The sequence below is a fragment of the Streptococcus sp. CCH8-H5 genome (assembly GCF_001556505.1).
GTDB lineage: Bacteria > Bacillota > Bacilli > Lactobacillales > Streptococcaceae > Streptococcus.
On the sequence record NZ_LSIZ01000015.1, the window covers coordinates 1 to 285 of the forward strand.

General features: G+C 46.3%; 1 pseudogene. It reads right to left on the bottom strand.

From position 1 onward, the window contains the following. Positions 1-285: pseudogene (locus AX663_RS00615) on the bottom strand (KxYKxGKxW signal peptide domain-containing protein); the annotation flags it as partial.

The window sequence follows — 285 nt, forward strand, 5'->3', positions numbered from 1 at the left end:
CAGAGACTGTTTCTGTTGAAGCCCCTTCAGAGGTGACCACTGGTGTTTCTGACACAGTGGCAACCTCGCTCGAAGCGGTAGCAGCTGTGTTTTCTACAGGTTTAGTTGTGGCTTCATTACTTGCTGGAGCCTCAACGTCAATAGCGCCTTCTTTGATGATGGCTTCAACAGTTGCTTCATTAACAGGTGTAGGTTGTTCTTCAGCTGAAGCGTAGCTGAGTCCTGCAAAACTCAATCCCAAAGCAAGTCCTGTCACTGCAATAGTTACCCAATGTTTTTTAACTT